The 21791-nt window shown below is 57.0% G+C and carries 17 protein-coding genes; 9 read left to right on the forward strand and 8 right to left on the reverse strand.

Going from position 1 to position 21791, the window contains the following annotated elements:
- The first annotated feature begins 44 nt into the window (after positions 1-44).
- The 7 genes from KVG85_RS15170 to KVG85_RS15205 all read left to right on the forward strand — a co-directional run bounded on the left by KVG85_RS15170 (position 45) and on the right by KVG85_RS15205 (position 10688).
- Positions 45-2087, forward strand: a complete 2043-nt coding sequence (locus KVG85_RS15170) for a type VI secretion system Vgr family protein (protein ID WP_217864262.1) — start codon at positions 45-47, stop codon at positions 2085-2087.
- A complete protein-coding gene (locus tag KVG85_RS15175) occupies positions 2077-2820 on the forward strand; it encodes a DUF4123 domain-containing protein (protein ID WP_217864985.1) in 744 nt (247 codons plus the stop codon). Before KVG85_RS15170 ends, KVG85_RS15175 begins: the two co-directional genes overlap by 11 nt.
- Positions 2817-7547: an RHS repeat-associated core domain-containing protein gene (locus KVG85_RS15180; RefSeq protein ID WP_217864263.1), complete on the forward strand. Its 4731-nt coding sequence runs from the start codon at positions 2817-2819 to the stop codon at positions 7545-7547. The genes KVG85_RS15175 and KVG85_RS15180 overlap by 4 nt, the downstream gene beginning before the upstream one ends.
- Positions 7544-7960 (forward strand): hypothetical protein, encoded by a 417-nt coding sequence (locus tag KVG85_RS15185; protein ID WP_122700361.1) that lies wholly within the window; start codon positions 7544-7546, stop codon positions 7958-7960. The genes KVG85_RS15180 and KVG85_RS15185 overlap by 4 nt, the downstream gene beginning before the upstream one ends.
- 373 nt (positions 7961-8333) lie before the next feature.
- Positions 8334-9557 (forward strand): hypothetical protein, encoded by a 1224-nt coding sequence (locus KVG85_RS15190; RefSeq protein ID WP_225926677.1) that lies wholly within the window; start codon positions 8334-8336, stop codon positions 9555-9557.
- A 391-nt stretch (positions 9558-9948) separates the two neighbouring features.
- The gene (locus KVG85_RS15200; RefSeq protein WP_122610731.1) at positions 9949-10236 is read left to right on the forward strand and encodes a barstar family protein; all 288 of its coding nucleotides are present in this window, start codon (positions 9949-9951) and stop codon (positions 10234-10236) included.
- 107 nt (positions 10237-10343) lie between these two features.
- A complete protein-coding gene (locus KVG85_RS15205; protein WP_024011729.1) occupies positions 10344-10688 on the forward strand; it encodes a hypothetical protein in 345 nt (114 codons plus the stop codon).
- 123 nt (positions 10689-10811) lie between these two features.
- Here KVG85_RS15205 and KVG85_RS15210 read toward each other — a convergent pair whose 3' ends face one another.
- Positions 10812-11534 carry a tellurite resistance TerB family protein gene (locus tag KVG85_RS15210; RefSeq protein WP_122508298.1) on the reverse strand — a complete coding sequence of 241 codons (723 nt, stop codon included), beginning with the start codon at positions 11532-11534 and terminating at the stop codon, positions 10812-10814.
- Positions 11535-11711: 177 nt separating this feature from the next.
- Positions 11712-11897: a hypothetical protein gene (locus KVG85_RS15215; protein ID WP_016771524.1), complete on the reverse strand. Its 186-nt coding sequence runs from the start codon at positions 11895-11897 to the stop codon at positions 11712-11714.
- 403 nt (positions 11898-12300) lie between these two features.
- Between KVG85_RS15215 and KVG85_RS15220 the strand changes: the two genes are divergently transcribed.
- Positions 12301-13929, forward strand: a complete 1629-nt coding sequence (locus KVG85_RS15220) for a glucan biosynthesis protein D (RefSeq protein ID WP_071174494.1) — start codon at positions 12301-12303, stop codon at positions 13927-13929.
- A gap of 178 nt (positions 13930-14107) precedes the next feature.
- Here KVG85_RS15220 and KVG85_RS15225 read toward each other — a convergent pair whose 3' ends face one another.
- From KVG85_RS15225 to KVG85_RS15235, 3 genes are all read right to left on the reverse strand, one after another.
- Positions 14108-15214 carry an NADH:flavin oxidoreductase/NADH oxidase gene (locus tag KVG85_RS15225; RefSeq protein WP_039759093.1) on the reverse strand — a complete coding sequence of 369 codons (1107 nt, stop codon included), beginning with the start codon at positions 15212-15214 and terminating at the stop codon, positions 14108-14110.
- Positions 15215-15480: 266 nt separating this feature from the next.
- The gene (gene recJ / locus KVG85_RS15230; RefSeq protein WP_016771527.1) at positions 15481-17190 is read right to left on the reverse strand and encodes a single-stranded-DNA-specific exonuclease RecJ; all 1710 of its coding nucleotides are present in this window, start codon (positions 17188-17190) and stop codon (positions 15481-15483) included.
- A 54-nt stretch (positions 17191-17244) separates the two neighbouring features.
- Positions 17245-17787: a YaeQ family protein gene (locus KVG85_RS15235; protein ID WP_007908961.1), complete on the reverse strand. Its 543-nt coding sequence runs from the start codon at positions 17785-17787 to the stop codon at positions 17245-17247.
- A 146-nt stretch (positions 17788-17933) separates the two neighbouring features.
- On the opposite strand from KVG85_RS15235, the gene KVG85_RS15240 reads away from it, so the two are divergent.
- The gene (locus tag KVG85_RS15240; RefSeq protein WP_217864264.1) at positions 17934-19133 is read left to right on the forward strand and encodes a CaiB/BaiF CoA transferase family protein; all 1200 of its coding nucleotides are present in this window, start codon (positions 17934-17936) and stop codon (positions 19131-19133) included.
- A 222-nt stretch (positions 19134-19355) separates the two neighbouring features.
- Here KVG85_RS15240 and KVG85_RS15245 read toward each other — a convergent pair whose 3' ends face one another.
- The 3 genes from KVG85_RS15245 to KVG85_RS15255 all read right to left on the reverse strand — a co-directional run bounded on the left by KVG85_RS15245 (position 19356) and on the right by KVG85_RS15255 (position 21698).
- Positions 19356-19637, reverse strand: coding sequence for a DUF3509 domain-containing protein (locus KVG85_RS15245; RefSeq protein WP_016771530.1), 282 nt, complete (start codon positions 19635-19637; stop codon positions 19356-19358).
- 162 nt (positions 19638-19799) lie between these two features.
- Positions 19800-20207: a response regulator gene (locus KVG85_RS15250; protein WP_016771531.1), complete on the reverse strand. Its 408-nt coding sequence runs from the start codon at positions 20205-20207 to the stop codon at positions 19800-19802.
- Positions 20208-20324: 117 nt separating this feature from the next.
- On the reverse strand, positions 20325-21698 hold the full coding sequence (locus tag KVG85_RS15255) for a transporter substrate-binding domain-containing protein (RefSeq protein ID WP_122508297.1): 1374 nt from the start codon (positions 21696-21698) through the stop codon (positions 20325-20327).
- Between the last annotated feature and the right edge of the window lie 93 nt (positions 21699-21791).

The raw sequence follows: 21791 nt of genomic DNA on the forward strand, positions 1-21791 counted from the left end.
TGCGGTCGTCGACGAGCGCCGCTGTACAGCACGAGGAACAAGGGATGTTCGCGCCGGCCAATGAAACCCACTTTGCCCTGACCATCGAAGGGCTTTCCGCCGATTTTCAGGTATTCACCCTGACCGGCCGGGAAGCCATCAGCCAGCCTTTTGTCTTTGAGGTGGAGCTGGTCAGTGAGCAGCCGTCGCTGGACCTCGAAACCCTGCTGCACAAACCGGCCTTTCTGCAGCTGTCGCCTGATGGCAGCGGCATCCATGGCCAGATCTACCGCGCCGCGCAAGGCGATTCCGGCAAGCGTCTGACCCGTTATTCGGTGACCTTGCGCCCGCAACTGGCGTACCTGGCGCACCGCATCAACCAGCGCATATTCCAGAACCTCAGCGTGCCGAAGATCATCGGCCAGGTGCTGGAAGAGCACGGTATTCAAGGCAACGCCTACGAATTCAAGACCGGCTCGATCTATCCCGAGCGCATCTACTGCGTGCAATACGATGAGTCGGATCTGCATTTCATCCAGCGCCTGTGCGAAGAGGAAGGCATTCACTTCCACTTCCAGCACAGCGCCAACGCGCACAAGTTGGTGTTCGGCGACGACCAGACGGTGTTCCCGAAACTGGCCCCTGTGCCCTATCAGCAAGACTCCGGCATGGTCGCCAGCAACCCGGTGATCAAGCGCTTCGACCTGCGCCTGGAAACCCGCACCAGCCGCACCACCCGCCGCGACTACGACTTCGAAAAACCCCGCCTGACCCTGGAAAGCGAAAACCGTGGCGACGCCCTGCCCGACCTCGAAGACTACGATTACCCGGGCCGCTTCATCGACCGCGAGCGCGGCAAACATTTGGCCAAACGCTCCCTCGAACGCCACCGCAGCGACTTCCAGCTCGCCGAAGGCAAGAGTGATCAGCCATTGCTGGTCAGCGGCCATTTCCTCGCTCTGACCGAACACCCGAAAGCCAAGTGGAACGACCTCTGGCTACTCACCGAAGTCCTGCATGAAGGCAAGCAGCCGCAAGTGATCGAGGAGTCGGTGACCAGCGACACCACCGCGCTGAAAGACGATTTCCACCAGGGCTACCGCAACCGCTTCCAGGCCACGCCATGGGACGTACCCAACCGCCCGCCGCTGCGCCACCCGAAACCGCGCATTCTCGGCAGCCAGAGCGCGGTGGTCACCGGCCCGAAAGGTGAAGAAATCCACTGCGACGAGTACGGCCGGGTCAAAGTCCAGTTCCACTGGGACCGCGAAGGCCAGGCCGACGACAAGACCAGCTGCTGGCTGCGCGTCTCCAGCGCCTGGGCCGGCGCCCAGTACGGCGGCATCGCCATCCCGCGCATCGGCATGGAAGTGCTGGTCACCTTCCTTGAAGGCGACCCCGATCAGCCACTGATCAGCGGCTGCCTGTACCACAAGGAAAACACCGTCCCCTATCCACTGCCGGCGAACAAGACCCGCAGCACCTTCAAGACCCTGAGCTCCATGGGCGGTGGCGGCTACAACGAACTGCGCATCGAAGACAAAAAAGGCCAGGAACAAATCTACCTGCACGCCCAGCGCGACTGGGACGAAAACATCGAGCACGACCAGAAGATCCGCGTCGGCAACGAACGCCACGACACCGTCGAACAGAACAGCTACAGCGAATTCAAGGCCGAAGAACACCACACCGTCTACGCCGACCGCAAAGTAGAAACCCGCGCCAACGACCACCTCACCGTCGGCGTCAACCAGCACATCAAGATCGGCACCGGCCAGTTCATCGACGCCGGCCAGGAAATCCACCTGAGCAGCGGCATGAAAGTGGTGATGGAGGCTGGTGCGGAACTCACGCTGATCGGCGGCGGCAGCTTCATCAAGATTGATGCTGGTGGCGTGACCATGAGCGGGCCGGTGATCAACATGAACTCCGGGGGTAGCCCCGGCGCTGGTACGGGCGCCGCGCCATTGATGCCCGGCGTGCTGAAACAGGCGGATGCCGACAAGGCTGGCCAGGTCCTGACCCCGGCGCAAATCAACACCCTAAAACGTAACGCGCCGTTCTGTGAAGAATGCGAAAAATGCAAGGCAGGTGCCTGTGCCATCTGAACGAATCACCCCCAAGGACTGGCTGGCGCAACAGCCGCTGCAAAGCGGCGAGCGCCTGTACCTGATCGTCAGCGCGGCCAGCGACGCCGACGCCCTGAAAACCCTGTACCTCACCGAACCCACCGCCCAACTCATCCCGATCTGGGGCGGCACGCCCTACTCCACATGGCAACCGGTGATGCCCTACCTCACCGAACTCAAAGCCAACTCCGCCTTCCTGCCCTGGATCGCCGAAACCGACGCCCTCGACTGGGGCTGGCTGGCCGTATCGCGCTCAGAGCCGAACGAAGTGTTCGAGCATCTGCGCAGCCTGACGCAGGTAAAAATGCCGGATGGCACCGAGGTGTTTTTCCGGTTTTGGGATGGGCGGCATATTTATCCGATTCTGCGGGGGCTTGGGGAGAAGGCTGGTGAAGTGCTGCCGGTGTTTGAGCGGTATCTGATCAATGGGCAGGCGCTGGAAGTGGGCACGCGGGTGGTGCCGAAGGTCAAGGACTGGCCGTGGTGGGAGGTGCCGAAGGGGTTGTTGGAAGAATTGATGGCAGAAAATCCATCAACCGTTATCGGCAACATGATGCAGTGGTTGCAGGAGGAACACGCCGATCTGTATTTCTCCTTTCCCGAATCGAACCTGAAACAAAAAGTGGCGCGCTTTGTTAAACGCACGCCACTCACGGAAGAAAACTTTACCGGGCTGTTGAAGGCCTATCTGGAAAAAGAGGTGGTGGTATGAGCGTTTTAATGGGCGGGATCGTTGGCGGTCTCACAGCAAAACAACCCGATGCTCAGGCCATCATCAACGACTTCAAGAAGTGCCTGAAGGATTACCGCGAGCATGCCGAAGCCTGGTACGGCGGCATTCTGGATGCGGAGCAGCAATTCAAAGTCGGTGACGAAGTTGGCACGGCTGACAAGGACAGCAAGAAGGAAAATACCCTTTATGCCAACTGTCCTGCGAACGGCAAGCTGGTGCTGATCCATAGTTTCGAGTCCGCGCGCTTTGTGCCGATCGGCAATACGCCAGTTCAACTGACACCGGTCGTCAATGCCCGCTTCATCGGCAAAAACGAAGTTGGCCCGACCATCAATAAAACCATTGACGCATCAGGGATTCTTGAAGTCTCAGGCCTTACTCCCAATCAGCAGTACAAAATCACCTTCTTCCCGAATCCTACGCGTGCCCAGATCGACAGTTTGTTCAATTCCTACCAAGGCGTGATCGTCGAGTTGGGCGGCTGGCTACAAACCGAATGGAGCACCAGCTTCCTCCCGCTCTGGCAAGCTCACACCGATGCCTCCCTTGGAGGTCGCGCCTTGCAGGAGCTGGAAGCGGCTTGGGAAGGGTTCATGAAAGCGATTATGGGATTGTGGGGCGATATCAAAAGTCTCTACGACCTCATCGCCCATCCTCGCGAAAACTACGAGAAGCTGAAAAACTTTTTCACTGAAGAACAGATCAAGAAAATTTACGACGCCTCTGCCGACGCTATTCACACTGCTTTATTGATCGCGAGCGATGAGCCGTTGATGTGGATATACGTCGCGGCCATCGTGGCCTGGGTGAAAATGCTGCCGCCGCAGACTTGTACCGAAGTGCTGGCGCAAATGTCGACAGAGTTCCTGCTCAACATTTTGATCGGCGTTGTCTTGACTGGTGGTCTTGGCTTGGCCGTACGCGTGGGTACAAAAGCCGTCAAAGGGGTACAAAGCAGCGGCAAAGTCATAAAGCTGATTGAAGACTTCACCGGCATGTTGATGAAAGTCAGCAAGTCCAAAGCGACGCCCCATACCGAAGCATCGAAGCCGTTGCTACTCAATGGTGATTCGAAATTCAATCCGGCACGCAAAGCGGATGTTCAGATCGCCGCTCCCAAACCTGCCGAAACCGCGACAGCTCCGAAGAGCAAGCCACCGATCACTGGCGGAAAAGCGGAATCCGATGCGCAGATTCAAACCCGTAAAAAAGATGAGCCAGCCTCACGGATCGAGCAGGTAGAGGCCGTCGACAACGCCCCCGAACAGCCGAAGAACCCAGCGAAAAAACCAGCACAATGCGTCGACGACACATGCTCAGACGGCGAACCAGTATCGATGGTGACCGGTGAAGAGTTACTGACGCTCACCGATGGGGAACTGGGTGGCCTGCTGCCTTTTGAGTGGACACGCCTATACCGAAGCAGTGCAGTCGAAATTGATAGCCGCCTCGGCTATGGCTGGAGTCATTCACTGTCTCATCGCTTGCAGATCGACGATGAGGGTGTGCTGTGGACGGACAACGAGAACCGGCAAACCCGTTTCCCGATGCCCACAGAACAGCGGCCGGCCATCACTAACAGTCTGGCTCAGGCAGCAATTCATCTAGGCAATGAACCCGGCGAACTCATTTTGACCCAGGCCGGGGCAAAAACACGCTTTTACCATTTCCGTGCCGGTCGACTGACCGCGATCAGCGATGCGTACGAAAATCGTCTGCACATCAGTTATGACTTCGTTGATCGTATCCAGCGCATAGATAACGGCGCAGGGCGCGCCCTTTTTCTGCGCTACGAAGACAGACACATCGTTGCTGTCGACCAACAGCAACAACGCCCCGAATACAATGAACGCGGCGAACGCCAAGACCCATGGCTGACGATTCATACCCTCGTCACCTACCGATACAACGCACTCAATCAACTGGTTTCTTCCACCAATGCGATGGGCGAAACCGAGCATTACCGCTACAACGATCAGCACGTCATCCTTGAGCGACAAATGGCCGGAGGGGCTAGCTTCTTCTGGGAGTGGGAGCGTGAAGGCAAGCTGTCCCGATGCGTACGTCATTGGGCCAATTACGCGCAGATGGAAGCACGTTACGAGTGGGATGATAAAGGCTCGGTCATTGTTCATAACGCTGACGGCAGTGAGCTGGTCTATGTGCATGACGAAAATGCACGCCTGGTCAGTGAGACCGCACCCGACGGTGGTGAGACGCAGAACGCTTATGACGATAACGGCCGATTGATCGCCGTTAAAGACCCGATGGGAGCGATCACCGAGTATCAGTACAGCGATGCCGGACGCTTGATTGCGGTGATCCCCCCGGAAGGTGTTCCGACGCGTTACAACTACTTCAACGGTCAACTTATTGATGTCCAGCGCGGCAAGGCCCGCTGGAAATACGAACGCAACCGCCAGGGCGATATTACCCAACAAACCGATCCTGACGGCAACGAGACCTTCTACAGCTATGACCGTCAGGGACGCTTGCTTGAGATCCGCCACCCCGACGGCAGTCGTCATCAACTGGGCTGGAACAATCTCGGCCAATTGCTGGAAGAACACCTGCCGGATGGAGGTCAACGCAAGTATCGCTACGATGCGCTCGGCCGGCAAATCACTCGCCAGAATGAATTCGGAGCGATCACCCAATACCAATGGGATGCCGTCGACCGCCTCACTCAGGTCACCCTGCCCGGCGGCGCCACACGTGCGTTTACCTACAACCCGTATGGCCGCGTCACCGCCGAACGCGACGAGCTCGGGCGGATCACCCGCTACGAATACGCCGACAACCTGCACCTCGTCAGCCGCCGGATTAATCCCGACGGCAGCCAACTGCGCTATCGCTACGACAACTCGCAACTCAACCTCACCGAGATCGAAAACGAGCGCGGCGAACGCTATCAACTCGATTATTACCCGAACGGCCTGATCCAGCAGGAAACCGGCTTCGACGGCCGCCGCACCGCGTACGAGTACGACCTGAACGGCCAACTGCTGAAGAAAACCGAGTTCGGCGACGGCGGTAGCGAACTGGTTACCGAATACCAGCGCGATGCCGCAGGCCGTTTGCTGGTCAAGACGCTGCCCGATGGCGAAGAGATTCATTACAGCTACGACGCACTCGGTCGCCTGGTAAACGTCGACGACGGCCATTGGCCGCTCGCTTATGAATACGACGTGCAAGATCGCTTGATCACCGAACATCAGGGCTGGGGCACCACGCGTTACGCTTACGACAAAGTCGGTCAGCTCAGCCACTGCCGTCTGCCCGATGGCTGCACGCTCGATTACCGTCATTTGTCCGGTGGACGGCTGAGCAGCATCGACCTCAACGGCTCTCGCCTGACCAGCCACCAGTTCAACGCCGGTCGCGAGCAACAACGCCAACAAGGCTTGCTGCTTAGCCAATACCAATACGATGAACAGGGCCGACTACAGGCCCACAGCGTCAGCCAACGGGACAAGCACCTGTTCCAGCGTCGCTACAACTACGATGCCAACGGCAACCTCGCCGGTATTAACGACAGCCGCAAAGGCAACCGCAGCTATCACTACGATCCACTCGACCGACTGATCAGCGTACGCGGCGCCATGCCAGAGAGCTTCGCTCACGACCCGGCAGGCAACCTCCTCGGACAAAATGACCTGCCCGCAGCCAACCTCGCCAACGTCAAAGGCAATCGCCTGCTCATGCAGGGCGACCGCCACTACGACTACGACGCTTACGGCAACCTGATCCGAGAGCGTCGCGGCACCGGCCAGAAGCTCGTCACCGAGTACCGCTACGACTGCCAGCACCGCCTGATCGGCGTCAGCCTGCCGGGTGGCAGCACCGCATCCTATAAATACGACGCCTTCGGCCGCCGCATCGAGAAAACCGTCGACGGCCACACCACTGAATTCCTCTGGCAAGGCGAACGCCTCATCGCCGAAAGCGCAGAAAATCGTTATCGCAGCTACATCTACGAACCGGGCAGTTTCCGCCCGTTGGCAATGCTCGACGGCGAAGGCCCGCTAAAAGCGGCCCCGTTCTATTACCAACTCGACCACCTCGGCACACCGCAGGAACTCACCGACTACAGCGGCGAAATCATGTGGTCGGCAAAATACCGCGCCTACGGCAACCTCGCGGCGCTGGATGTCAGCGAAATTGATAACCCGTTGCGCTTCCAGGGTCAGTATTTCGACGCCGAGACAGGCTTACATTACAACCGCCACCGCTACTACAATCCGGGGACTGGACGGTTTTTGACGCCGGATCCGATCAAGCTTGCGGGTGGTTTGAATAGCTACCAATACGTGCCTAACCCTACGGGGTGGGTGGATCCGTTGGGGCTGGTGTGTAAACAGACAAACGGTGCCACTCCGAAAAAGCCTCCGCAAAAAACGACCCCGCCCGAGGTTGGCGAGACACTTAATTTTGAGCATTTCGAGCAAGCTCGCAATAAGGCACTTGAATGGCTTGAAAGCAATGGATTCAAAGCAGAAAAGCCAACCATTGGGAAGTTTGGTACGAATGCCGGGAAGGTTGTAGGCATGCAAACCGCTGACGGCAAGACTGGCTATCGAATCGAATATGATGAAAGAAGCGGCGCACATATAAACGTTTGGTCAGGAAAAAAGCCAGCACCACATTACCTTTTCAATGCAAGCGAAAAAACCGTATTAAAATTACTAAAGGCATTTAAAAAATGAGCTACTTCGACGAAGAACTTGAGAAAGAATTGTTAGAATCCAGCATTAACTACATGAAACTTGACAATGATGCACATGACAACGCCGTCTCACATATCAATAGAAATTTTCCGTTTATTGGATCAAAAATCGCTTGGAGCTCACTTCCCAACAGCACATCGCATTCAAAAAACACTATAAACAAAGCCATTGAAGAAATTTCAGAAAAAGCAAAAGATCTCAAAATAACTGAGATTACCTTTATCGGCGACTCGCTCACAGAGAATGCTTATAGATTCCACACCGCCGATCTGAAAAAAATAATAATGACATTTTCTGAAATACCGCAACACACCTATTTTTTCTCCGAGCAGTTTAGTTTGATAGGTTGCATAAGCAGCGAGGGCGAAATCAATTTTAGTGCGACCACTTAAACATGACACATAGCAGAAAAATAGGGAAAATCGATTTTCTATTGAAATAAATCCGCCCCCATTTGCGCCATTCAATCAGAGAAAACAAATATAAAAACAGGATATTCACACTCATCATCGAAGATACTCTGAAAGCACTCGCAAACATTGAATTTACCTTGATTTCTCTATAAAAAATGGGAAGTTACGATAGCGACAAACCGGTTAAAGAATATCAAAAACTACAACCGAGCTCATTAACGATGATACGTCACTCAGCGACCAATCCAAGATCAAAAAATCATCAGCAAAAAATTTGCCCCAATTCCTGGTGAGGATTCACATGAATGACATAGAGCGTCATATGGAGGGAATTGAATTCTGGAAGCCTTGAATGATTAGCTGTACGAAGAAATCTGCTGGGCCGCCTGATATGCGTGAAAAACACGTCACTGAAACCTTCAAGGCGACTGTCAACTTAAACTCTCCATTCAAGAATAATGAAAAACAGGAAACTTATGCTCAACGCATAATCACCAGATCAAATCTCTGCGACCACTCTCACGGATTAAATAATCAAAGGACTGTTATCTTGAAACACTTGAGCCGCACTCTCTCCTTGCTTCTAGCCTTTACCTTCTCCCTAAGCGCAAGCGCGCTGTCACTACGATCCGAACAACATCCCGACGGCACAACTGTCTTGTTGCTTACAAACGAAGCCAGTCCAGAACGGGCTCACAAGCTCAACCAAGACCCGGCGGTTCGCTCTGCACTCGTTGATTTTCTTGGCTACCAAACCGGAAGTTACACCAATGACAATACGATGATCGTGCAGCAGGTTCTTGAAGCGCTCGATTCGGAAATGGCGACGTTTGTTGATGGAGTGCCTCCCGGCAGAAAAATGATCACCGCCATGGACGACGGTAACAACGGATTGGAGCGCGGCGCATTGCTGCTGGACGACAAGGGGCAGTTGCTCGCCGTAGGACTGGTCAATGGCCATTGCTCCGTCAAGTCTCGTGACGAGCCATTGACTTGTAACGATGCTCCGGAAACCGTGCTGACCATTTTCCAGCCAGAAGGCGCTAGTGAGGGTGACGCCGACGCTTTGATCACTTGGAGTAAGCAACTGCCTCCTATGATGGCGCTGTGGGCGGAGAGTGACGATCCAGAACGCCGAGCCGCTGCGCAGAAGATTGCCCACGTTGAGTACATCGTGACTCAGCCGAAACAGGGAGCGTGGACTGCGGCTCAATTACCTTCCGATTTTCCAAAAGCGATGCTGGCATTGCTTCCGCAGCGAGCTCACCTGATTGGCGCTGGCGCTCACGGTGTTTTTACGACACCGGGTATGGAGGGCACTCCAATTAACGGTGATTGGGACAAAATAGCCGGACGCCCTCAGCATGAATATGAGGTCATTCTCAGGACTTTTACCGAATACGCGGATGTTATCGACTTCTATCAGCAGCATGCGAAGGACGCCGAAGTCAGCGGCAACGAGCGCAAAGCGCTCGTTGAAGGCCGCATCGATGGTGGTACCTATAAAATAGAAATCGCCAATAGAAAAGAAGCCGGCACAGTGATCACGTTCTCCGCTTGGCGGCAGGAGGTCTAATTCATCTCTGAAGACAGAGCGATCATGTGGTCGCTTTGTCTCCTGAGCAAAAGGGACTGAGTAAAAGAGGACAGATTTCTTTCTTCAAACTGAATATAAATCTGTCCCCTTTTCCTAAGGCTCAGGCTGCTCAGAGCGAATGGGCGCCGGGTAAGGCAGTTAACAACAGCGTTTCCGTTGGACAAATAGGTGGAGATATTTTCTACAATGATACAAATGTTCTCCCATCCGCCTCTAGCCGAACTTCGTATGAGGCCAACGTCGGACTAAGCAACACTATGTCACGGAGCAACCAACCTGGAACCAGGCTGCTCTATTCGAATGACCCGCTATATATCACCAGTGATCATTATGAAACTGTCAGTTCAATAGGAAAATGGAAATAACCTGAATGATAATTGAACTTGACGGCCTATCCATTTCTTCCGAGCAGGATTTCCACAAGCGTATAGCTTCTGCATTTTCTTGGGCTCAGTACTATGGAAACAACCTAAATTCTCTGTGGGATTTGCTCAGTACGGACGTGGAGCGTCCGATTGAAATAGTATGGAAAAATTCGAAAGAATCTGAACAAAGCATGGGCGAAACTTTTAAAAAAATAATATTTATATTCGAGCGAACAAAAAATCAGGACATATCCCTGGGTTTAGATGAAAATTTCGAATACAAACTAAAGTAAAAAAATTGATACTTGCCAGCGCACTTATTCAACGCTACAGCAAGCACGACTATCGTTTGAATGATCAGAACAAAGTATTCACGAATGCAAAGATTTGAAGAGACCCGATGAGATTAAAACTCGAATACAAGCTCCAACCTATCAGAGTACCAAGCGGCTGGACAATAACAATCAACAATCTATATGAGGTGGAGTTGACACCGGAGACTTGCGGCTGGTTCTCTAGTTCGGTACTGATCGGAGGAGTCCGCCAGAGTACCGGCCATTGCTTTGACACGAGAGTCGAGCCCGAAGGGGATCCCGACGGAGAATTTGTGATCGACATGCTAACGATCGAATACGATAGAAGAGGTGAGCCAATCAAAAACTCCGAAAAGTTTCTAGGTGAGTTCAGAACTAAAAGCAAAATTGAATTCATTGAAAGAGTTGAAGACTTCATGATTGAGGCTTGATTACATCATTGTTGACGAATCAAAAATATTAAAAACGGCTTTCCAAGCAAATCTGTATTGACGCTTCAATAAGTGACACAGAAAAAATCGCAGCACAACACTGCGATTTCTCACCCCATAGAATCAATCGGCCGCCAACCGCACCTGCCTCTCCAACTCCACCTTCAACCCCGGCTCCAATTTCAACTGCCGTGCCAGTTCATCCAGATAGCTCTTCTCCATAAAATTTTCCTCATCCACCAGCATCACACTGGCGATGTACATCTCCGCCGCCATTTCCGGCGTGCTCGCCGCGCGGGCGACGTCGGTGGGGTCGAGGGGTTTGTTGAGTTCGGCGTGGAGCCAGTGTTGCAGTTCCTGATCGTTGTCGAGCTTTGTGAATTCGCCTTCGATCAGTTCGCGCTCGCGCTCGTCGATGTGGCCGTCGGCTTTGGCGGCGGCGACCAGGGCTTTGAGGATCGCCTGGCTGTGCTGCTCGACTTGCGCGGGTGGCAGGCGGTCGAGGGTTTGCGGTTCGCGTTGGGGTGCGCTGCCTTTTTGGGCGTTGTAGTTGCCGTAGGCCTTGTAAGCCAGTACGCCCAGCGCGGCGAGGCCGCCGTAGATCGCGACTTTGCCGCCGACCTTGCGGACCTTTTTATTGCCGAGCAGCAGGCCCATCGCGCCTGCGGCCAATGCGCCGCCACCCGCGCCGGAGAGCAGGCCGCCGAGGCCGCTGGAGCCAGACGAGCCACCGAGCAAGCCGCCAAGTCCGCTGGCAGCCGATTTGCTGGAAGCGCCGCCGGCCTTGTTCTGCAGCATTTCCTGCCCGGACTTGAGCAGTTGATCGAGCAATCCACGGGTGTTCATGTTCCGTCTCCAAACAAGGGTTATCCGGATCTAAGGCCCTCAGCCTAGTTCGAAAGTGCCCGGACCCGCCCCGCGAGTGTGCTTCGAGATGTTGCTCGCCACTCAAAAGGGCTCGTTCCGAGCGTTACCCAATGAAAAGGGGCAGGCCTTTCGACCTGCCCCCTTCTCCCCTCCTCCTTAAAACCGCGAAACACTCCGCATCGCATCCACCAGATAGCGCATGGCGATCCGGTCGCTTTCCGATAGCTCTCGATAACGCTCCACCAGCTTCAATTCTTCGGAATTGAGACGGCGTCTTCTGCGCCCGCCGCCCAAGCAAGGAAAGATGCCCAACATTTCGGTGATGCCCTGTATTTTTGCCATGGACGATGTCCTTCTTTATTGAGTCAAGAAACTGCTGAACCTCACATCGCCCTGCCTCTTCGAGCAGCGTCGTGTGCCCCGCCGGCACGAAGGCTTGTATCCGGTCTTGCCCATAGAATAGGAATTAAATCGGCGTTGAAAAGTGGTTTTTAGAGTAATTAATCGAAAAAAGCAGATATGCCCTCTAAATCAGAGAGCCCTGTCAGAAAAATTACAGACATGTCTTGTTTCATTGCCAGATGACGCAACGCAAACAAGCCTTTTTGCCCGACAATCGAACCGATTAAGCTAGCGGGCATCTGTTTATAGTCCGTTGCGTTTGGCCGAAGGCATGACCGAACCGTAATTTCCGATCCGACAGGTGCCAGGAACGGCGCTGGATTGCACACGACAGGTTGTATTTATGCACCGCAGGAATTTGCTCAAAGCGTCCATGGCCATTGCGGCCTATACCGGTCTTTCCGCGTCGGGTCTGTTGGCCGCTCGCGCCTGGGCGGCCAATGGTGGCGCCGCCGATGGCGAGGCCCAGGCCTTCGATTTCGAAGCGTTGAAGCGTCAGGCCAAGCAGCTCGCCGGCAATGCCTATCAGGATACGAAACAGGTGTTGCCGCCAACCCTGGCGACCATGACTCCGCAGAATTTCAATGCGATCCGCTACGACGGCGAGCATTCCCTGTGGAAGGAAAACAAAGGTCAGCTGGACGTGCAGTTTTTCCACGTCGGCATGGGTTTCCGTCAGCCGGTGCGCATGTACAGCGTTGATCCGAAGACGCGCATGGCGCGCGAGGTGCATTTCCGCCCGGCGCTATTCAATTATGAGAACACTTCGGTCGACACCCAGCAGCTCAAGGGCGATCTGGGTTTTGCCGGCTTCAAACTGTTCAAGGCACCGGAGCTGGATCGGCATGACGTGGTGTCGTTTCTCGGCGCCAGCTATTTCCGTGCGGTCGATGCTACTGGCCAATATGGCCTCTCCGCGCGCGGCCTGGCCATTGATACCTACGCGAAGAAGCGCGAAGAGTTTCCCGACTTCACCAAGTTCTGGTTCGAGACGCCGGACAAGAACGCCACGCGTTTTGTGGTCTACGCCCTGCTCGACTCGCCGAGCGCCACTGGCGCGTATCGCTTCGACATCGACTGCCAGGCCGAGCGCGTGGTGATGGAAATCGACGCGCACATCAACGCGCGTACCACCATCGAACAACTGGGCGTGGCGCCGATGACCAGCATGTTCAGCTGCGGCACCCACGAACGGCGCATGTGCGACACCATTCACCCGCAAATCCACGACTCCGATCGCCTGGCAATGTGGCGTGGCAATGGCGAGTGGATCTGCCGTCCGTTGAACAACCCGGCGACGCTGCAATTCAACGCATTTGCCGACAAGGACCCGAAGGGTTTCGGCCTGGTGCAGACCGACCACGAATTCGCCAACTATCAGGACACTGTCGACTGGTACAGCAAGCGCCCGAGCCTGTGGGTAGAACCGACAACCGCCTGGGGCGAAGGCTCTATCGATCTGCTGGAAATTCCTACGACCGGCGAGACGCTGGATAACATCGTCGCGTTCTGGACGCCGAAGAAACCCGTGGCTGCCGGTGATTCGCTGAACTACGGATACAAGCTGTACTGGAGCGCGCTGCCACCGGTCGGCACGCCACTGGCGCGAGTGCACGCGACGCGTTCGGGCATGGGCGGTTTCACCGAGGGCTGGGCGCCGGGTGAGCACTACCCGCCAGTCTGGGCGCGCCGTTTTGCCGTCGACTTCACCGGTGGCGGCCTTGAGCGCCTGCCACAGGGCACCGGGATCGAGCCAGTGATTACCTGTTCCAACGGCAAGGTGCAGGACTTCAGCGTGCTGGTGCTGGATGACATCAAGGGTTATCGGATCCTGTTCGATTGGTACCCGACCAATGACAGCGTCGAGCCAGTGGAACTGCGCCTGTTCATTCGCACCAATGACCGCACGTTGAGCGAGACCTGGTTGTACCAGTACTTCCCGCCGGCGCCGGACAAGCGTAAATACCCTTGAGGTTCTAAGGCGGCTGTTCTGGCGTCATTCGCGAGCAGGCTCGCTCCCACAGAGGTCCGCATTCCTACCGTGGGAGCGAGCCTGCTCGCGAAGAGGCCCGCCTGGACAACGCAAATTTCTGCCGAATAGAAAAGCCCCGACCATCACCGGCTCGGGGCTTTTGTTCTTCAGCCTTCAATCAATCACGCAAATCCGACTCATGAATGGGCTGATCCCGATGGGTCGCGCGCTGATACTGCGCCGGCCACACTGCTTTGCGCCCACCCAGATCATCGTCGGCGTGCAGCGGCCAGTACGGATCGCGCAGCAGCTCTCGGGCGAGGAAAATGATATCGGCCTGACAGGTACGCAGAATGTGCTCGGCCTGGGCAGGCTCGGTAATCATGCCGACAGTGCCGGTGGCAATGCCTGACTCTTTGCGTACCCGCTCGGCAAAGCGCGTCTGATAACCGGGTCCGACCGGAATTTCCGCGTTTGCAGCTGTCCCTCCTGAAGACACGTCAATGAGATCGGCGCCCAGCGTGTGAAGGCGACGCGCCAGTTCCACGGTTTCGTCCGGATTCCAGCCGTCTTCGACCCAATCGGTCGCCGAGACGCGGACAAACACTGGCAGTTCCTCCGGCCATACCGCCCTCACCGCTTCAGTGACTTGCAGCACCAGGCGAATGCGATTTTCGAACGAACCACCGTACTGATCGCGGCGTTGATTGCTCAGCGGCGAGAGAAACTGATGCAGCAGATAGCCATGCGCGGCATGCACCTCGACCACGCTGAACCCCGCCGTCAGCGCGCGTTTGGCCGCGTCGACGAAAGCCTGAATCACTTCGGCGATCTGCCCCTCATCCAGTTGCTTCGGTTGAGTGTGTTGCGGGTCGAAAGCAATCGGCGATGGCCCGACCGGGGTCCAGCCGCCATCCTCGGGTTTGACGCTGCCATGCTTGCCGATCCACGGCCGGTGGGTGCTGGCCTTGCGCCCGGCGTGGGCCAGCTGAATGCCGGCGACCGCGCCCTGGGCGGTGATGAAGCGAGTGATGCGTTGCAGCGGTTCGATCTGTTCGTCGTTCCACAGGCCAAGGTCTTCGGCGGTGATACGCCCGTCGGCGGTCACCGCCGTGGCTTCGGTGAAAACCAGACCGGCACCGCCCACCGCGCGGCTGCCCAGGTGAACCAGGTGCCAGTCGTTGGCCAGGCCGTCGACGCTGGAGTACTGGCACATCGGCGACACGGCGATGCGGTTGGGCAGGGTCAGTTGGCGCAGGGTAAAGGGTTCAAGCAGCAGACTCATGGGGCACCTCTCGAATCAGTGGGCAGGCTCCAGGGTTCTGTTTGAAAAGTCGACGAGTGACAGAAAAAGGGTACAGCGCCCGCCCCCGCGGGCAAGAATTCGACAAGACGTCACAAGGCCAATCAAGCAGTGCTTAGAGCCTAGTCGACAACCGGAGATGACGGAGGGTTCAGAGTAATTCAGTGTGTGAAAGGACGCTTTCGCGAGCAGGCTCGCTCCCACAAGGCAGCACCGTACCTGTGGGAGCGAGCCTGCTCGCGAATGGCTTAACGCGGTTCGATATGAGCAATCATCAACTGCACAGTCTCGTTGCCACGAAACTCGTTGACGTCGAGCTTGTAAGCCAGTTCAACCCATTGAATCGTCGGGTTCGGCCACACATCGCGATCAATGCCAAACGCGATGCCATCGAGCTTCACCGAGCCGCATTCGCTTTTCAGCACCACTTTGAGATGCCGCTCGCCAACCACGCGCTGCTCGACCAGTTGAAACACACCGTGAAACAGCGGCTCGGGAAAATGCTGCCCCCACGGCCCGGCGTGGCGCAGGGCGCGGGCCAGTTCGAGGTGGAATTCTTCGACGGCCAGCGTGCCGTCCGACAACATGCGCCCGGTGAGGTCTTCTTCGCGAAGTTGCCTGCGCACTTCAGCGTCGAAAGCCTCGGCAAACAAAGGAAAATTCTCCTGCGGCAAGGTCAGACCAGCGGCCATCGCGTGGCCACCGTACTTGGCGATCAGGTTCGGATGCTGCGCCGCGACCACGCTCAGCGCATCGCGAATATGGAAGCCCTGCACCGAGCGACCGGAGCCCTTGAGCAGACCATCACCGGCATCGGCAAAAGCAATGGTCGGGCGGAAATAGCGCTCTTTCATGCGCGAAGCGAGAATGCCGATCACACCCTGGTGCCACTCCGGGTCGAACAGGCACAGACCGAACGGCATCGACTCGACCGGCAGATCCTTGAGCTGCGCCAGCGCTTCACGCTGCATGCCCTGCTCGATGGATTTGCGATCCTGGTTCATGCCGTCCAGTTGCGCAGCCATTTCCCGCGCCAGATTGGCGTCGGCGGTGAGCAGGCATTCGATGCCCAGGCTCATGTCGTCCAGACGTCCGGCGGCGTTCAGGCGAGGGCCGACGATAAAACCCAAGTCGGTGGAAGTGATCCGCGCAGCCTCTCGCTTGGCGACTTCGAGAATCGCCTTGATCCCCGGCCGCGCCCGGCCGGCGCGAATCCGCTCCAGCCCTTGATGCACAAGAATGCGGTTGTTGGCATCCAGCGGTACCACGTCGGCGACGCTGCCCAGCGCCACCAGATCGAGCAGTTCGCCGATGTTCGGTTGCGGCTTGCTCTCGTACCAGCCGAGGCTGCGCAAACGCGCGCGCAACGCCATGAGTACGTAGAAGATCACCCCGACGCCGGCCAGCGCTTTGCTCGGAAACTCGCAGCCCGGCTGGTTCGGATTGACCAGCGCATCGGCCTGCGGCAGTTCATCGCCGGGCAAGTGGTGGTCGGTGATCAAAACCTTCAGTCCGGCGCGCTTGGCCGCCGCGACGCCTTCGACGCTGGAGATGCCGTTATCGACGGTGATCAATAGTTGCGGTTCACGGGTCAGCGCGACTTCGACGATTTCCGGCGTCAGGCCATAGCCGTATTCGAAACGGTTCGGCACCAGGTAATCGACATGCGCCGCGCCCAACAGGCGCAGGCCGAGTACACCGACGGTGCTGGCGGTGGCGCCGTCCGCATCGAAGTCGCCGACGATCAAAATGCGCTGGCGTTGCTCCAATGCCGTCACCAGCAGGTCAACCGCCGCATCAATGCCTTTGAGCTGCTGGAACGGGATCAAGCGCGCCAGACTTTTGTCCAGCTCCGCTTCCGATTGCACGCCCCGCGCCGCGTACAGGCGGGTCAGCAGTGGCGGCAGATCACCGAGGAAAGGCAGCGTGGCAGGCAGTTGACGAGGTTCGATACGCATGGGGCGACGGAGGCTTCTCTTTGATTCGTGGGAAATATCAGCGGTGTCGCGACCTCAGCCGCGCTCACCTTGCAGCCATTGCAACTGGACTTCGTGCTGACCGCGATCGTCGGTGACGAAGATCGTGCCTTCGCTGATCATCACGTCCCACTTGATGACGCGCGGCATGTCCTTGGCCAGGGTCTCCAGCACTTCCTGCGGGACGGCGGCGATGTTGACGTTTTTCAGGTTCTTGATCGCCGGGATCACCTTGGTTTCCCAGACACGCAGGCTGCCGTAGGCCAGCAGGCTGGTGCGTTCGGTGCGGCGCGAGCACCAGGTCAGGCGATCGGCATCCGGCTGGCCGACTTCGATCCAATGCAGGACACGGTCGTCCAGGCTCTTTTCCCACAAGGCCGGTTCATCCACGTCTGACAGACCACGGCCGAACGACAGCTGCTCGTTGTACCAGAGCGCGTAGGCCAGCAGCCGCACAGTCATGCGTTCTTCGGTTTCCGAAGGATGACGGGCGATGGTCTGCTTGACGCTCTCGTAGACGCTGCGGTCGAGGTCGGTGAGGTTCAGTTCGAATTTGTAGGTAGTGGACGGCTGGGCCATGAACGGGCTTCTTGATACGAGGAAAGTCGGCAAGTCTAACCGATGCCACAGGCAATCATCGAATTGATGGCGATCCAGCTGCGGCGTCTGACAGCCGGCTATGTTAAAACCCTGTATCCGTTCAGCCTTGTCCTACAGGATTTCGCATGCCGTTCACCAGCAAACCGCTCTCGGGTCTGAAAGTCATTGAATTGGGTACGTTGATCGCCGGGCCGTTTGCCTCGCGCATTTGCGGCGAATTCGGCGCCGAGGTGATCAAGATCGAGTCGCCGGACGGCGGCGATCCCCTGCGCAAGTGGCGCAAATTGTACGAAGGCACCTCGTTGTGGTGGTTCGTCCAGGCGCGCAACAAGAAGTCGCTGACCCTCAATCTGAAACACCCGGACGGTTTGGCGATCCTGAAACAACTGCTGGGCGAGGCCGACATCCTCATCGAGAATTTCCGCCCCGGCGTCCTGGAAAAACTTGGTCTGAGCTGGGAAACCCTGCACGCACTGAACCCGAAACTGGTGATGGTGCGCCTGTCCGGTTTTGGTCAGACCGGGCCGATGAAGGACCAGCCAGGTTTCGGTGCGGTCGGCGAATCCATGGGCGGCCTGCGGTACATCACCGGTTTCGAAGATCGGCCACCGGTGCGTACCGGGATTTCCATCGGTGATTCGATTGCCGCGCTGTGGGGCGTGATCGGTGCGCTGATGGCGCTGCGTCATCGCGAGGTCAATGGCGGGCTGGGCCAAGTGGTCGACGTTGCGCTGTATGAAGCTATCTTCGCGATGATGGAAAGCATGGTGCCGGAGTTCGACGTGTTCGGTTTCATCCGCGAGCGCAGCGGCAACATCATGCCGGGCATCACGCCCTCTTCGATCCACACCAGCGCCGACGGCAAGCATGTGCAGATCGGTGCCAATGGTGATGCGATCTTCAAACGCTTCATGCTTGTGATTGGCCGCGAAGATCTTGCCAGCGACCCGCTGCTGGCCAGTAACGACGGGCGCGACAGTCGCCGGGACGAGCTGTATGGCGTGATTGATCGCTGGGTCAATTCCTTACCGCTGCAGGCTGTTCTCGACTTGCTCAATCAGGCCGACGTACCGGTCAGCCGGATCTTCAGCGCCGAGGACATGTTCAACGATCCGCAATATCTGGCGCGAGAGATGTTCCTGCATGCCAAGTTGCCGGACGGCAAGGACTTCAAGATGCCCGGCATCGTGCCGAAACTTTCCGAAACCCCAGGTTCATCCGAATGGGTCGGGCCGCAGTTGGGCGAACACAATGCGCAGCTGCTTGGCGATCTGGGCTACGACGCTGCGCAAATCGCTCGGCTGCGCGAAGACGGGGCCATCTGAGCAGCGCCGGGCGCTTCGGTTTTTCAAGCAACAAGCCGCGCACTGCGCAAACGCCGGGCAAAAGAAACCCCGAGAAGTGGGGAGACGACTCGGGGTTAAACGGGGTCTGCTTCGAGACCCGTAGCAGCAAGCGACAAGCACCGGAGCACAATGCTTGATCTCGCTGTTATGGGGTCTGACTGACAGGGATGCAGGAAGGTTCCCACAAAAAATATTTCATCTTTACAGGGCCGGACGCTTGTCCAGAGCTGCATTGCGCAACGCCGCAATGACGCAGGGTTCCAGCCGTCCTTCGGCGATCATCACGTCACGGTGCAGGCCGTCCACCACGTCGGTCAGCAAGCGCTTGTCGCTCAACTGGGCCTGATTGAATTCGCGTTCCACCACAATGGCGCCGCTGCTGTTCTTCAGCGTTACCAGACATTCACCATGGCTGCCGCGAGGGGTCAGCGTCACCTGATACGGGCTCAGAGCCTCACCGAGCAATAGACTGATACTTTCCATCTCGATCTCCACTCAATAGTCCGAAAACACAGTGCCTGGGGCGTGTTCACATTAAATGACCACCGGCCCGAGAAGAAAGTTCTGCCTGTCGCGTCCCGACCTTGCGGGTCCTAGTCTGACAGAGCATGCACGGCGAAGATGACAGAAAAATATTCGCCGGTTTCAGGCCTCGATGAGCTCCTGCGGGGTGATCAGATAACTGTCCAGCAGACCTCTCATCAACACCGCCGAAACCGGCGTTTGCAGCCGTCCCAGCAGGCGCAGGCGTTGCTGGCGGAGCAGCGGCTCCAGATCACTCATCAAACTCTGCGCGACCGAGCCCAGCAGAATCAGGGCACGCGCCTCATGGTGCGCCGCCAGGTGATGAATCAAAGCCAGCCCATCGCCACCTTTGAGCTGCGGATCGCAAATGGCGATATCGACCGCGCCGCGATGCCCCAGTGAACTCAAGGCTGACGCTAGCGAAGGTGCGGTCAATACATCGTAGATGCCGATGGCATTGAGCATTTGATGCAATGCCATCAGCTGGAACGGGTTGGGTTCAAGAATCAGGACTTTAAGCGAGCGCATGGGCGACCTCTGGAGCGATCATCGCGGACTCTCACCGCAGTTGTCGTTCACTCTAGGGCAGGCGTCTTAAGCCTCCCATCAGAAAAGTAGCCGCGTCTTGCAGGACATTTCCCTTCTTTACGGCAGACAGCGACACCCGCTCTCGGTCCTGCGCTGAGTGATGTCGGTCCAGCCACCCAACAGGCCGCGCAATTTACCGTCACCGCTGTAAAACGGCACGGTCCACTGATAAACCTCGCGAGACCCGCCCTTGAACAGCAGCTGTCGTTTGCTGAAGCGCGACTTGCGGGTTTGCAACTGGGTGATGAACTCATCGTGGAGCATGCGCGCGGTGGTTTCCGGAAACGCATCGACTTCGATCAGCAGGCGCCCCTGCATCTGGTCCAGGCGCACCGACAGTGCTTCCTCGTAACTGCGATTGCAGATGATCAAGCGCCCGTGCAGATCACGGACAAACACCGGATCCGGCATCGAATCGATCAGGGCGTGCTGAAAGGCCAGTTGATCACCCAGCTCCTTTTCCGCTGCGCAGCGCAACTTGATCACGGCCGCCAGGCGTCTGTTCCACACTAGCGACAGCATCCCGAAAACGCCGATTACCCCCATCGCCCAGCATGCCCACTCGACCAGCCGTTCCCATACGGAGGGCACGGGAGGCGGCGAAACGCCCGCCAGCCACTTGAGACGAATCGCGCGCAACTCCGCCGCAGGGAACGCTTCCAGCGCCTTGTTGAGAATACTCAGTAGTTGCGGCATGCCTTTTCGTACAGCCAGATGATCGGCTTCCCACTTGCCCTCTACCAGGGCACCGACCTTGAGCATGCCCAACGGATAGAGCTGCGCGCCGATTTCGTTTTCGATGGTTGCGTAGGCTTCACCACTCTCGACCAGCGCCCGCGCTTCGGCATAGGTTTTCACCGAGCGTATTTCAATCGACGGATAATCGCGCCGAATCCCATCCTCCAGGGCATGACGGGCGGGCAGCACCAGAACGCGCTTGGCCAGTTGCTCGAAAGACTCCACCCGCGGGGTATTGGCATGTCCGACAAAAACCCAGCCTGCCCCTCCAAAAGCATGACTGAAATCGAGAAACGCCTTGCGATCATCACTCATGGCCAAGGTCGTACTGATGTCCGCGACCCCGCTTTGCAGGCGATCGAGCATATGGTCGGTAGAGAACGATTCCTGGTGCTCGAATTGCAGGCCGGTCATTGCGCTGACGCGCTTGAGCACATCGTTGTTAAGACCGCTCCACTGGCCATGTTCGTCCTGAAACAGGTACAACGGATATTGCACCGATGCCACCGTCACTCTGGGGTTGTCACGTATCCATTGCTGCTCGTGCGCATCCAGCTCGATAGCCTGGACACTGGCTGACGCATTGGCCTGATCGAGTGCCATTTGCGCTGCCACGCCGCTGTGTGTCCACCCCAGCACCGCCAACAAAAACAACCAGCCCAGTGCCGGTTTCAAACCTCTGTAAAACAGCATTGCCATTTCCTTCGTGATCGACTCACCCGTCCTTCGTGGGTGAAAACCCGAGCAGTGTGGCAGCAGAAACAAAAAAGCCCGTCAGGAGACGGG

This window comes from Pseudomonas triticicola (assembly GCF_019145375.1).
Lineage (GTDB): Bacteria > Pseudomonadota > Gammaproteobacteria > Pseudomonadales > Pseudomonadaceae > Aquipseudomonas > Aquipseudomonas triticicola.